The sequence below is a fragment of the Achromobacter kerstersii genome (assembly GCF_902859595.1).
GTDB lineage: Bacteria > Pseudomonadota > Gammaproteobacteria > Burkholderiales > Burkholderiaceae_B > Achromobacter > Achromobacter kerstersii.
In genome coordinates this window covers 134679-147220 of record NZ_CADIJQ010000009.1, presented here as the reverse complement: position 1 = coordinate 147220, position 12542 = coordinate 134679, and the positions used below count along the sequence as shown (strand labels likewise).

Annotated in this window: 11 protein-coding genes and 1 pseudogene; 9 read left to right on the top strand and 3 right to left on the bottom strand. The window is 59.3% G+C overall.

Going from position 1 to position 12542, the window contains the following annotated elements; genetic code table 11:
* Positions 1-2: 2 nt before the first annotated feature.
* Positions 3-974, bottom strand: a complete 972-nt coding sequence (locus HV765_RS23545; protein WP_175171157.1) for a Bug family tripartite tricarboxylate transporter substrate binding protein — start codon at positions 972-974, stop codon at positions 3-5.
* Positions 975-1431: 457 nt separating this feature from the next.
* Here HV765_RS23545 and HV765_RS23540 point away from each other — a divergent pair, with 457 nt between their 5' ends.
* The 5 genes and pseudogenes from HV765_RS23540 (at position 1432) to HV765_RS23525 (ending at position 5714) form a co-directional block, all read left to right on the top strand.
* A complete protein-coding gene (locus HV765_RS23540; protein ID WP_175171054.1) occupies positions 1432-1608 on the top strand; it encodes a hypothetical protein in 177 nt (58 codons plus the stop codon).
* Between the two features lie 378 nt (positions 1609-1986).
* Positions 1987-2241 (top strand): annotated as a pseudogene (locus HV765_RS31930) (YSC84-related protein); the annotation flags it as partial.
* A 196-nt stretch (positions 2242-2437) separates the two neighbouring features.
* Positions 2438-2992, top strand: a complete 555-nt coding sequence (gene pagP / locus HV765_RS23535; protein WP_254600714.1) for a lipid IV(A) palmitoyltransferase PagP — start codon at positions 2438-2440, stop codon at positions 2990-2992.
* Between the two features lie 258 nt (positions 2993-3250).
* Positions 3251-4285: a glycosyltransferase family 2 protein gene (locus HV765_RS23530; protein ID WP_175171155.1), complete on the top strand. Its 1035-nt coding sequence runs from the start codon at positions 3251-3253 to the stop codon at positions 4283-4285.
* The gene (locus HV765_RS23525; protein ID WP_175171154.1) at positions 4269-5714 is read left to right on the top strand and encodes an ArnT family glycosyltransferase; all 1446 of its coding nucleotides are present in this window, start codon (positions 4269-4271) and stop codon (positions 5712-5714) included. The genes HV765_RS23530 and HV765_RS23525 overlap by 17 nt, the downstream gene beginning before the upstream one ends.
* On the opposite strand, the gene HV765_RS23520 is transcribed toward HV765_RS23525, so the two are convergent.
* Positions 5650-6912 carry an FAD-dependent monooxygenase gene (locus HV765_RS23520; protein ID WP_254600698.1) on the bottom strand — a complete coding sequence of 421 codons (1263 nt, stop codon included), beginning with the start codon at positions 6910-6912 and terminating at the stop codon, positions 5650-5652. The genes HV765_RS23525 and HV765_RS23520 overlap by 65 nt on opposite strands.
* A 140-nt stretch (positions 6913-7052) precedes the next feature.
* Between HV765_RS23520 and HV765_RS23515 the strand changes: the two genes are divergently transcribed.
* The 3 genes from HV765_RS23515 (at position 7053) to HV765_RS23505 (ending at position 10592) form a co-directional block, all read left to right on the top strand.
* Positions 7053-7991 carry a LysR family transcriptional regulator gene (locus HV765_RS23515; protein ID WP_175171153.1) on the top strand — a complete coding sequence of 313 codons (939 nt, stop codon included), beginning with the start codon at positions 7053-7055 and terminating at the stop codon, positions 7989-7991.
* A 283-nt stretch (positions 7992-8274) separates the two neighbouring features.
* The gene (locus tag HV765_RS23510; protein WP_254600697.1) at positions 8275-9186 is read left to right on the top strand and encodes a Bug family tripartite tricarboxylate transporter substrate binding protein; all 912 of its coding nucleotides are present in this window, start codon (positions 8275-8277) and stop codon (positions 9184-9186) included.
* Positions 9183-10592 carry an amidase gene (locus HV765_RS23505; protein WP_175171152.1) on the top strand — a complete coding sequence of 470 codons (1410 nt, stop codon included), beginning with the start codon at positions 9183-9185 and terminating at the stop codon, positions 10590-10592. The genes HV765_RS23510 and HV765_RS23505 overlap by 4 nt, the downstream gene beginning before the upstream one ends.
* A gap of 67 nt (positions 10593-10659) precedes the next feature.
* Here HV765_RS23505 and HV765_RS23500 read toward each other — a convergent pair whose 3' ends face one another.
* Positions 10660-11535 (bottom strand): alpha/beta fold hydrolase, encoded by an 876-nt coding sequence (locus HV765_RS23500; protein ID WP_254600696.1) that lies wholly within the window; start codon positions 11533-11535, stop codon positions 10660-10662.
* Positions 11536-11657: 122 nt separating this feature from the next.
* Here HV765_RS23500 and HV765_RS23495 point away from each other — a divergent pair, with 122 nt between their 5' ends.
* Positions 11658-12542, top strand: a complete 885-nt coding sequence (locus HV765_RS23495; RefSeq protein ID WP_175171151.1) for a LysR family transcriptional regulator — start codon at positions 11658-11660, stop codon at positions 12540-12542.

The window sequence follows — 12542 nt, the reverse complement described above, 5'->3', positions numbered from 1 at the left end:
CTTCAGTCCATCTTGATGTTGGCGCGCTTCACGATCTCGGCCCACTTGGTTTTTTCGCCCGAGATGAAGCGCTGATATTCGTCGGGCGAACCCGTGTAAAGCTGCGTGCCTTGCGCAGCCAGGCGTTCCTTCAGGTCAGGCGACGCCAACGTCTTCTGCAACGCCGCATTCAACGCGGCCACCACCTCGGGCGGCGTGCCTGCCGGCGCAAAGAATGCGTTCCACGAACTGATCTGCAACCCGGCATCGCCCACTTCGGGGCTGGCCGGCACCGCCGGCGCGGACGGCAAACGCTTGTCGGCCGCCACGGCCAACGCGCGCAGCTTGCCAGACGCCACGTGCGGCATGATGACGGGACTGGCGTCCATCACCACATCCACCTGCTCACCAATCGCGGCGTTAACCGCTTCGCTGCCGCTCTTGAACGGCACATGCACAATGTCCAGCCCGGCTGTCAGCTTCAGCAGCTCCAGCCCCAGATGCGGCGAACTGGCGTTGCCCGCTGACCCGAAGTTGAGCTTGGCCGGATTCTTCTTGGCATACGCCACGAACTCAGTGAACGACGCCGCCGGCAGCCCGGCCCGCACGGCCAGCAAGTACGGCGACCCCGACACCATGCCCACCGGCGCAAACTTGTCCGCGTCATAGCTCAGCTTGCTGTAGATCAGCGGGTTCACAACCTGCGTGCCCACGGTGCCCATGAAGATCGTGTAGCCATCCGGCGCAGCCGTCGCCGCCACCTGCGCGGCAATTACGCCGCCCGCCCCGGGCCGGTTTTCAATTACGACGCCCTGCCCCAGCACATCGCCCATGCCCTTGCCCACCTGACGCGCCACGATATCCGTGATCCCGCCAGCGCCAAATGGCACAACCAAACGGATAGTCCGCTCAGGGTAAGCCGCGTGCGCGCTGCCTGCGAACCCCACTATTCCCGCCGTCAACGCCAGCGCAGCTACCTTGCCAAAAACCGTCATGCCATTCCCCTTGATTGCGCCGTGTCGGCTCTAATGACACAAAGTGTCCTATAGGGGATTGAGTTTCCGCAAGGAGAATGTGATTGGGGGAATCCCTGAGGGGTGCCGGTGGGGCGATGAGATGCCGGCGCGGAGTTTCCTTGTCGTTGTTTGTCTTTTAAGGCGACGAGGGAGAGACATCCCTTGCCTTATGTATGGGTTTTTTAGACATTAATGAACGAACAAAACCATACAACCAGAACAATTCAACAACTTGTATGGATCTTGACGGTAAAATGTGGCTTCCTATGGGGAGCACGGCGCTCACGCTCCCCAATCCCCCCGCTCTCAGCGTTGCCATTTTTTTTAAGCAGCTACGAGGTGACCGTCTGGGAAAGCGCCTTCGGGATCTGTCTATGGCACCTGCTCATAGCGCTCACCGCGCTGAGTTTGTCGTTGCCTGGCCCACGAGTCGAAATTGAAGCTGCTGAGGCAGCGTGTTGAGGAAATGATGAATTTTTGGGTCCCTGTAATCTTCGGTACGTTCAAGGTCCTCGTGTTGGGCACCGGCATGTTTCTCGCCATCAAGTCGCATTACGACGGAGAAAAAAAGGAAAAGAAGGAGAAGGAAAAGGAGATGAACGCACCGCAGTAGAGGCGTCGTAGATAGAGGCTTCGTAGATAGAGGCTTCGTAGATAGAAGCTTCGTTGCTATCGATGCGGTGGCCGGCGTTCTGCTCAGTGCGGGCGTCACGGGAGTCGCGCTGTGGATCAATAGCCGCCATTCGTGGACGACGTCTTCCAACCCGGGGGGTCGAGGTAGTTGAACGTGCTGGCTGTCTTGGCCGACGCCTGTTTTCCCAGCGGGTAAATGCGCAAGTCGGTTGCCAACCGATCCGACCGGTGCTTCAGGGCATTTTGCTTTTGGTGGCTTTCTCTTTGTGTGCGATGTTTAAAAACGTTAGGAATCGGTTGCTCGTATTCCCTGGTATCACGACTGTCTTGATCGCCGCTATTCTAAAGCTGCTGTTGTGGGCTCTACCGCACCGCGTCCGGCTTGATCGGCATTCATGCGGGCGCGCAGTCGAAGGCCATGGTTCTGCTGTTCATCACGGATGACGCCTCGAATAACTTGCGCAACAGCAATGGCTGGACCGTCGGCGCCGACGCCACCGTAGCTCTAGTCAATATCGGCGCAGACGAACCATCGATACCAATACGGCGAACCCGCCGATCGTTGGGTTCGTGATGAACAAATAGCGGCCTGATGCCCGGCGTGTCGCGCTAAGGGTACCAATATCTCGAATTACGAGCCCTGACTGCGTCGGTGTGATCTAAACCGCCGCAGAGTCAGTTCAAGGTGTGTCCAATACGCGGCATTTTTTTCCGGTCGTAATGGGAACGTCGATATGACAGGGAAAATAAGGACAGTTCCATTACCGTATTGGACCCGTCATTTCTCCTCGACGGCCGCAATAACCGCAATAACCGCAAGACTCCGGGTAGCGATACTGTTTGTACTGCTCTCTGTTTCCGCCGCCCCCGCACAGTCTTGCGACAGCATGCCCAACTGGGCGCGGTCCGCCTGCAACCGGCTTGACCAGATCTGGACCGAGGGCGGTAACGATCTCTACATAAGCGGATATACGTGGCACAACCGCGCCACGTACAGCAAAGAACAAATCAACGGCTTTAACGAATTGGCCTGGGGCGGCGGATACGGCCGCAGCATCTACGATGAAGACGGTGATTGGCAGGGCCTTTACGCCATGGCCTTTCTGGACTCACACAGCAAGGTCCAACCCGCCGCGGGCTACGGCTTCCTGAAGATCGGCCAGGTCAGCGAGAACTTCCGACTGGGTGCGGGCTATACGGTGTTCCTGACCGCGCGCCAAGACATCATGGGTTATGTGCCTTTCCCCGGCATCCTGCCACTGGTCAGCGCGAGCTACAGGGGCGCTATGCTCTATGCCACCTACATCCCAGGTTCAAGCGGCACGGGTAACGTCCTTTTCATATTCGGCCGCTGGCGCTTCTGAGGCCTCGGCCCCGCGCCCCGGAACGCCGGGCAGTGCGCATACACGACCGAGCGTCGCAACGACGTTGTCACCTCGCAGATTTTGTCCAATGCCGATGGCGAATCCGGCTCTGTTCGCTTTGCTGCTCGTTTTCACGGGTACCCCTTTCCAGTAAGCAGGAGGTACTTTGCAAAGAGAGATAAATGAATTTCAAGGGTTGACGGTTTTCGTGCGGTTCTATCCGAATTGGCAGACTTCGATAGCGAGTGGTGTCAAACGATGATCACGTTACCTCCAAGTCCAGCGGGCGCCGACGCAAGCGCGGAATGCCAGAGCAGTATCTCGGTCATCATCCCGTTCTTCAATGAGCTGGACGTCTTGCCCATCTGTCATTCCAAGCTGAAAGAAATACTAGGAAAGCTGGCCCTGCCGTACGAACTCGTGTACGTGGATGACGGAAGCACAGACGAAAGCGTCTTGTACCTGGCTGCGTTGATTCAGAAAGAGCCCGGAGTCCGCGTAGTGTGTTTAAGCAGAAACTTCGGCAAAGAGGCGGCGATGAGCGCCGGCCTTGCCTATGCGCGGGGCGAGGCGATGATCCTGCTGGATGCCGATTTGCAAGATCCTCCGGAACTCATCCCGGAGATGGTCAAGGCATGGCTGGAGGGATTCGATGTCGTTTCGATGCGAAGACGAAAACGCGAGGGCGAAGGGTTTGCCAAGCGATTGTCCGCCTACGCGTTCTATCGAGTCCTGAGCCGTTTGAGCCGCTCTCGAATTCCCGCAGACACTGGCGATTTCAGACTGATGAGTCGTCGAACCGTGGCGGCTCTGCTCCAAATGCCAGAGCGGTGCCGGTATATGAAAGGTCTCTATTCGTGGATCGGGTTCCCGACCAAAGTGATCGATTATGACCGAGCCCCCAGAGTCGCGGGCAAGACAAAATGGAAGTACCTGGCCTTGTTCGGTCTCGCCCTTGAGGGCATTACCTCCTTTTCAACCGCGCCGTTGAGATGGGCAACCGCCATCGGCGCGGTCGTTGCATTGGCAGGTGGCAGTTTCGGCCTCTGGATAATTTTCAAGACTATTGTGTTCGGCCATGATGTGCCGGGCTACCCGTCCCTGACGGCCATGATCACCCTTCTAAGCGGCATTCAACTTTTGACAATCGGTCTATTGGGCGAATACGTAGGCAAGGGGTACATGGAGACGAAGCAGCGTCCCATCTTTGTCGTGCGAGATGTTCTTGAGGCCGCCATCGAAATGGCGCCACACCAAGCCGGAATGCGAGCAAGAAATGCAGTTGACGGCTAAACGCTTTTTTTGGATGCTGGCGGGCGTCGTCATTGCGCGTCTACTTTCAATGGCTCTGATGCCACTGATTGATAATTCAGAACCACGATACGCCGAGATTGCCAGATTCATGGTCGAGTCTGGAGACTGGATAACTCCTTGGTACGAACCTGGCGTTCCGTTCTGGGGAAAACCACCTCTATCGTTCTGGGCCCAGGCGCTGGGGATACTTACCCTGGGAAACTCTGAATTCGCCGTTCGATTCCCCTCATTCCTTGCGATGGCGGCGCTTGCGGCCTTGCTCTATCGTGGGACAGCTATCCTGGCTGAGCGAGAGACGGCACGATGGGCGACCCTCACACTTGCGACCATGTTCCTGCCGCTGACCGCAGCCGGCGCGGTGCTGACGGATGCGTTCTTTGCGCTGGGGGTCGCCTATGCAGTGTTGGCGTTCCTTGTTGCGCGGGAATCGCCTACACCGTTTTGGCGCTATGGCCTCTTTGTGGGCTTGGCGATTGGTGTGCTGTCCAAAGGACCATTGGCCATCGTCCTCGTCGGGATAGTGGTCGTGCCATGGCTTGCCATATACCGGGAGCGCATAGTGCATCTGACCCATCTGCCTTGGGTCAAAGGCACGTTGGTATTCCTGGCGCTGACCGTTCCCTGGTACATCTGCGCAGAGATAAAGACCCCAGGATTTCTCCGGTACTTTTTAATCGGCGAGCACTTTCTGCGATTCGTGGACGCAGGCTGGCAAGGCGATCTGTACGGTACGGCGCACCGCAGGCCTTTAGGCAGTATTTGGGGCGACTGGCTGCTTGCATCGTTTCCGTGGGGATGCGGCGGTATCCTGTTTGCCATTTGGGTAGGTACGCGATCCTCTCGCAGGGCAAAGGCAGTCGAGATCAGCAGGTCGCCTGTCGCCGGATACCTGGCCCTGTGGGCCCTTGCCGCGCCGGTCTTCTTCTCATTTTCCGGAAATATACTTTGGACGTATGTGTTGCCAAGCTTGCCTGGTTTCGCAGTGCTTTTCGCGATTCACGCCAAAGCGTTTTTCGCTGCCTGCGACTCAACACGCTTAGGCAGAGTGTTGATCGTCACAGGTGCGCTGGCGCCAATCGCGGCCATTAGTCTTGGGCTGATTTCGTTCGCCGTCCCGACTAAATTCAAGACCGAGAAGCAGTTGGTTGCAGCGGCCCGGTCTCAGATGAGCGAAGGACAACAGCTGTATTTTTTGGATAACCTGCCTTACTCCGCGCGCTTCTATTCGGAAGGTCGGGCAAAGCTGATTGCTATCGGGGACCTGGAAGGGCTCGACTTTGCACAGGGAAAAATCGCTTTTATAGCCATTCCCCCGGATGAAGAGCCTTCAATTCAAGCAAGTGTCAGAGCGCGGTTGGCGCCGATCTATAAAAGTCGTCGCTATACGCTGTACAGGTTGAATGGCTAGCGCGTCGCCGCAGACGAGCTACGGCCGCGATCTGCGGCATTGGCAGGCCCTGTCCCCACCCGGCGGCCAAGACCTGCACGTCACGCAAAGGATCGGACGCCTTGGCCCGCTCGTTGCGCAGGCGGCAGGTTTCAGGATCGGTGGCGAATAACCCGCGAGCGAAGCCCCGACCTTGCTCCGCCAGCTTTGCCGTTTTGGGGCTGCGGATCTTCGTGAACGCCCGAAAGGCCTCATCCAGGCTGCCGCTTGCGCCATCCAGGCACCGGACCAAATGCCACGCATCCTCCAACGCCTGGCAGGCCCCTTGCCCCGACGTCGGCAACGGCGCGTGTGCGGCATCCCCCACCAGCAGTACATTTGCCCGACTCCACGTATGCAGCGGCTCCAGGTCATGCACCGCAATCAGCCGGATGGCATCTGCGGGCGTCGCACGGATAATACGCGCGACCGGTTCGGGCCATCCCGCGAACAGATCTTCGACCTCCCTGCGTATATCTGCAGCCGGTATGGCATCAGATAGGGGCCGAGCCTGGGCTGCAGCCCAGTACACCAGTTGGGGTCGAACCGCGACGCAACCAAAGCGCTCGCCTGCCCCCCAGAAATCCTGAATCGAAATATCGTCCACCAGCGCATGCTGCCCCTGCGCTACGCCAATCCAGTTCACGAAGCCCTGATAGACAGGGGTGTTGTCACCTGCGACAAACTTGCGCGCCACGGAATCCATGCGGCCGTCGGCGCCAATGAGCAGATCCGGGCGGATGCTCGCACCGTTCTCGAAATGGGCCACAGCCCTGCCATTGGCATCCAGCTCAATACCCACCGCCCGGTGCCCGAACGCCACGGGTATCCTGGCCCGGACGACATGATCTAGTAACACCTCCTGCAAGTGCCGGCGTAGCACCGTGTAGGTCGGGTATCCCATCGTCCGGTCCAGCAAGGCGATATCGAGGCCTCCCAGTGCATTGCCCACCGCATCCTGGCGGTGCATGGCCAGCGGCCGACCGCCAATGGCGTCGATGTCTTGCAACAGCCCCAGTTGATCCAGCACAAAGCTGGCATTGGGCCAGAGCGTCACGCCGGCCCCCATGGTTGCCGGCTCCGCTCGGCGCTCATAGACCCGAGGGTTGTAACCCTGCTTGCGCAACGCCAATGCCACGCTCAGGCCCGCGATGCCGCCGCCAAGTATTCCAATTTCCACGCTGAATCTCTCCTGTCCATACGGTGCTCGATGCGGGACTCACCGCCCTCGCATCGAACAAAATGGCATCTTAGATTTCGCCACAGCAGAGAACTAGCATGCAAAAATGGGACGCTTTCGTACCTCAGTCGGGATAATTAATGCGCGATGCGCTTGATCTGAATGCCGTCCGCGTCTACACAGCCGTTGTTGACGAGCAGAGCTTTGCTGGCGCATCGCGTCTTTTGGCTATTCCCTCATCCAACGTCAGCCGCCACGTTGCCGCACTGGAACGCAAACTCGGGACACGCTTGCTGGAACGAAGCACCCGTCATCTGCGTATGACGGAAGCCGGTCGACTGCTCTATGAACGCGCCAAGCCCTTGCTCGACACTCTGCTCTCCACGCAGGAAGAGCTGGGTGCGGTACAGCGCGAACTGCGTGGTCCTCTGAAAATGTGCATGCCCGGCGAAGCGCCAAGGCTGCTGGCTCCCATCCTCGCCGAATTCTGTAGCCTCCATCCAGGCATCGAGCTGGAATGCGATACCCGGATGACCGGACTGGAAGTGCTTCGAGAGGACGTGGACCTATCCATCGTCTTCCACCGGGGCCATCAGGAGGACAGTGCCTTCATCACCCGCGAACTCGCCACACTGCCCAGCATCGTGGTTGCGGCCCCCTCCTTGCTGGCCAGGACCGGCACGCCACGCCACGTTCGCGAGCTGAAGTCTCTGCCCTGTATCACTACCCTCAGTGCGCTGAAGGGCCAGCCCTGGCAGTTTCAGGACGCCGCAGGCGAAATCGTCAAGGTGCCGGTACGCAGCCGCTACCGCGTCAACAGCGGCGAGTTGGCCGTGGCAGGCGCACGCCAAGGCATCGGCTTCGCGATTGTGGCGGCCTACCCCTGCCAGGAAGACCTTGCTACGGGCCGATTGCAGGAGGTACCACTGGACCTGTGTCCCGCCCCCCTGCAGTTGCTGGGGGCATACAGCCATCGCCATTCCGTGACTGCGCGGGTTCGGGCGCTGCTGGAATTGATTCAGATACGGTTGGCTGGATTGGCGGGCCCTCCTTCAAGTTGCGCCTTGCTTCCCGTTTAGGACCAATTCCAGCCCAGATGAAGAGGCCAGCAATGCGGTGTTTCTGCCTAAAGGTCCACGCAGACAGCGTTGGCCGGAACGGCGGCACGACTGGCGAAACGAATAACAGTGAGTCTGAAATCGTATTGGAATCCCGATTTTGTCGATCCTAGAATCCGAGGGTGCGGCCCTTCAGCCCACCCTGCAAAACTAGGAGACAGAATTGGATCACCGACGACAAGGGGCGCTTCCCGGCGCCAGATGGCTGACTTGCATAGTGGCATCCATGGTATCGATGTGCGCCATGACTCAACATGCCTTTGCTTCGGATTTCCCTGACAAGCCGATCCGATGGATTGTTCCATGGGGTCCGGGCAGCACAACAGACACGTTGGCCCGGCTCGTTTCCGGCGAGCTGTCAAAGATCCTTAAGGTGCCGGTGGTTGTGGAAAACAAGGCAGGCGCGGACGGCAACATCGGCGCGGCTTACGTGGCGTCTTCGCGCCCAGACGGCTATGTACTGATGCTAGGCACGACCAGCACCAATGCCGTCAATGTGGTCATGCAGCAAAACCTCTCGTATGACCCCCAGAAGGACTTCCGTGCGGTTGCCAAGCTAGCCTCGATTCCAAACCTGTTGGTGGTGGGCAATGACATTCCAGCCCGTAACGTGACTGAGCTGATCGCGCTGGCGAAGCAAAAGCCCTACACGTTCGCCTCGACCGGCGCAGGCGGAACCGTGCATCTCTCCGGAGAATTGTTCAAGAAGATGGCGCACGTGGATATGCTGCACGTCCCGTACAAAGGGGGGACGACGCTTTTGCCCGATCTGATCACGGGCCGCGTCGAGATGATGTTCTGCAATGTTCCGCTCTGCATCAGTCAGATCAAAGCGGGAAAGCTAAAGGCGCTGGGCGTGACGTCGGCGGTACGAAGTCCGGCGTTCCCAGATGTCCCGACCATCGCCGAACAAGGTATTCCCGGGTTTGATGTGGTTGGCTGGTATGGCGTTTTTGTCCCGGCGGGTGTGCCCGACGCGGTGGTGAACAAGCTGAACGCCGCATTCAATCAAGCATTGCAGGCGCCTGATGTCGCCGCGGCCTTGAACGACTTGGGAGCGAACGTGAACCTCGTCACGCCGCAAGCCATGGACGCCTTCACGGCCGAAGAACGCAGGCGCTGGACCAAACTGATCGATGAGATGGGCCTGCGATGACTCACGATTTGAACAGCACCCGCGCGCGTTCGTCACGCGCATCCGATCCGTGCTTCTGGTCCGCGACTCAGATGCATGCTGCGTTCCGCGCGAAGCGCTTTTCCCCTGCGGAAGCCGTCGATGCCTGCGCCGGGCAGATCGACCAACTAGAGGGCACGCTTGCGGCGTTTCTAGCAGTTGATCTCGACCATGCCAGAGATGCCGCAGCGCTGATCGACGTGTCTGCGGAGCCGGCCAAGAACCTGGCCGGCATACCCTACTCCCTCAAAGACAATATTGATGTCAAGAATTGGCGAACAACCTGCCATTCGAGTGCCCGGCGGGATGTCGTCGCAGACAAAGACAGTGACGTTGCCTCGGCCCTGCGTGACGCTGCGGCGATTCTGATCGGCAAGAACAGCTTGCATGAACTGGCCACTGGCGGACCTTCACTGGACCTGCCTTGGCCGCCCGCGCGCAACCCATGGGACTCGGCCAGGCACCCGGGCGGTTCTTCCAGCGGGTCAGCCGTGGCGGTGGCGGCTGGCATGGCTTACTTTGCACTGGGCACAGATACCGGAGGCTCCGTGCGCCACCCGGCCAGTGCATGCGGCATCTACGGCTTCAAGCCCACCTTCGAAGCAATCTCTACCACCGGCGTGGTTCCGCTCTCAGGAAGTTGCGACCACGTGGGCGTGCTCTGCCGATCCGCGCACGATCTTCCGTTGACCATGGGCGCGATCGCGGCACGATCAGCCGACCGGCAGGCCTATCAGGCGCTTGCGCTGACCACACCGAAGGCATCATTGCGCGGAGCGGTCGTCGGCGTCATCGATTCGTTTTCTTCAGGGATAGATGCGCATCCGGAAATGACAAAGGCGCTGAACGCGATGATTGCCAGCCTGCACAAGGCGGGCGCCATCATCAAACGCGTTGATGCGCCGCCCCTTGCCCGGTTTATTGCGTGCTCTAGGTCCGTGGTTTACACCGAGGCGTACGCCTACCATGGCGAAGCAATCGATGCGCACCCGACTGCGTACGGTCAGCGAACCTTGGATCGAATCGGGAAAGGCCGCTTGGTGACAGTTCGGGAATACGTGTTGGCGAAGGATGAACAGCGGCTGCTCACCCAGCAGCTGGATACGGCGCTTAGAGACGTTGATGTGTGTCTATCGCTATCGAGCTTCGTTTTCCCGTGTCCTATCGATGACCAGGCCCTCATTCGGGACACTTACGATCTCCAGGCCAGGGTTCCTTTCAGCCTGACGGGATTGCCGGCAGCAAGCGTGCCCGTCGGGCTGTCCGCGCAGGGCCTTCCCGTGGGCCTGCAATTCGGCGCCGCAGCCGGCCGTGACATCAGTCTTGTGTCGTTCCTTCAAGCGCTTGAAGAAGCGGGCTTGTGTGGATATACGCCGCCGCCTGCCTAGGCGCCATGCAACGCTTGGATGTCACTCGCGCCTGGCCCGTCCCGATGGGCAGGCCAGGCGCGGCACGTCACCGCGAGCGATGCTTGCTCAGGTAATCCAGCACGGCGGCAACCACCGCCTCCGGCTGTTCTGGCAGCAGCGCGTGCGCGGCATTGGGAATGGTGACGTTGGTCACCCGTTCGCCCAGCCGATCGCTCAATACCCGCGCGAAACGTTGCGGCGCGATCACGTCGTATTGCGCCTGCAAGTTCAGGATGGGGGCAACACCGCCCGCAAAGAAATCGTCCACGGGCGTACGCTTTTGCGCGAGCGTCTGCATGGTCAATAACCGCGTGTTCCATCCGGTCAGCCATACGCTGGCGTCATTGCCCGGCGCAAAAAATACTTCTTGCAGGCTTCTGAGACGCACGTCCGTGGGAAGCGACGTGTCTCCGCAACGTTCAATCACCGCCCGTGTTTCATGGCTGATCGGCAGTCCCTCAAAGCCCTCGGGCACCTTGCCTGCGGAACCTGCCAACAACAGCAGCGCACGCACCAGGTCCGGGCGGTCAGAGGCCAGCGTTCTGGCGATCCAATTCCCATGCGCGTGGCCCAGGATAAATGCCGGACCGGCATGCTGGCTTTCCACGACCGCAGCGATGTCCTCCGCCCAATCGTGCAAGGTCTTGTCTTCCAGCGGACCCACACTGCGGCCATTTCCGCGAGGCTCGGGACGCAGCACCCGATATCCCGAAGCGGCCAATGGCGTTGATATGTCTTCCATATCTATCGCGCCACGGCCAAGCGACGGGAGCAGGACAAGCAAGTCCCCCTGCCCCTGCGCGTACACCTCCAGACACACGCCATTTTCACGCTCGACAAAGAATGAGCTTGTTGCGCAGGCGTCAGATTTATCTGCTTTCGTTTCTCGTTCCATGCGAGACTGTTGAACAACCGATTCCATTCGCTCTCCTGTTTGCATCTACGGTTTCCACTTCGAAAGTGAGCCCAAGCTCAGCACTCTAGGCGTTTGCCAAGCATCCATCCAATATGGAATTCGGCTAACAGTTATCGGAACACTGACTAATGGACATTCGCCAGCTTCGTTACTTCGTTACCGTCGCAGAAGAACTGAATTTCAGCCGTGCGGCGACGAAGCTGCACATGTCGCAACCCCCGTTGTCTCAGCAGATCAAAGCGCTGGAAGAAGAGATGGGGGTGATGCTCTTTCTGCGCACGCGGCGCGAAGTGAAATTGACGGATGCAGGAAAGGTCTTCCTGCGCGAAAGCCGATCCGTGCTTGCGCATCTGCAAGCCGCGGTCGACACCACGCTGAAAACGGCCAAAGGCGACATCGGTGAACTGCGGCTGGGCATGGCGACATCGGCCGTGTTTCACGTGATGCCAAAGATACTGGAGCGGCTACAGGCCCAGTTTCCGCAGGTGAATGTGGCGGTCACCGATATGGGGTCCAGAGACCAGATTCGGGCGGTGCTTCAGGACAAGATCGATATCGGCATCATTCACGAACAGCCCCACATTGAAGAGCTGGCTGCGCTGCCGATATTCACCGAGCCGTTCAGCCTGGCCATTCCTTCCAGCCACGCCTTCGCCACCCGCGCGGACATACCCTTGGGTGAAATGCGCGATCAGGCATTCGTGGCGTTTTCGCGCGAGTATGCACCCGCGCTCTTTGACAGCTTTATCGCGGCGTGCGCCGAGGCGGGCTTCAGCCCCAAGATCGCGCACACGGCGCGGCACGCGCTGACGATTTTCCAAATGGTCAGCCTGGGGCTGGGCATTGCGTTCGTGCCCAGCTCATTCGCGCAAAGCGCCGTCCCGGGCGTGGTCTACCGCAAGCTTGACCAGGTGCAGCAACGCGTCCGCATCTGCGCCATCTGGAACCCCAAGAACCCCTCGGATGTTGTCGCCAACGTGGTCCGAGGCATTCTTGAGCCCCCTATCGCCTGA

Coding starts and splice junctions, on each gene's coding strand:
- HV765_RS23505 (WP_175171152.1), top strand. CDS start 9,183: ATGACTCACGATTTGAACAGCACCCGCGCGCGTTCGTCACGCGCATCC.
- HV765_RS23495 (WP_175171151.1), top strand. CDS start 11,658: ATGGACATTCGCCAGCTTCGTTACTTCGTTACCGTCGCAGAAGAACTG.
- HV765_RS23525 (WP_175171154.1), top strand. CDS start 4,269: ATGCAGTTGACGGCTAAACGCTTTTTTTGGATGCTGGCGGGCGTCGTC.
- HV765_RS23510 (WP_254600697.1), top strand. CDS start 8,275: ATGACTCAACATGCCTTTGCTTCGGATTTCCCTGACAAGCCGATCCGA.
- HV765_RS23530 (WP_175171155.1), top strand. CDS start 3,251: ATGATCACGTTACCTCCAAGTCCAGCGGGCGCCGACGCAAGCGCGGAA.
- HV765_RS23500 (WP_254600696.1), bottom strand. CDS start 11,535: ATGGAATCGGTTGTTCAACAGTCTCGCATGGAACGAGAAACGAAAGCA.
- HV765_RS23545 (WP_175171157.1), bottom strand. CDS start 974: ATGACGGTTTTTGGCAAGGTAGCTGCGCTGGCGTTGACGGCGGGAATA.
- HV765_RS23515 (WP_175171153.1), top strand. CDS start 7,053: ATGCGCGATGCGCTTGATCTGAATGCCGTCCGCGTCTACACAGCCGTT.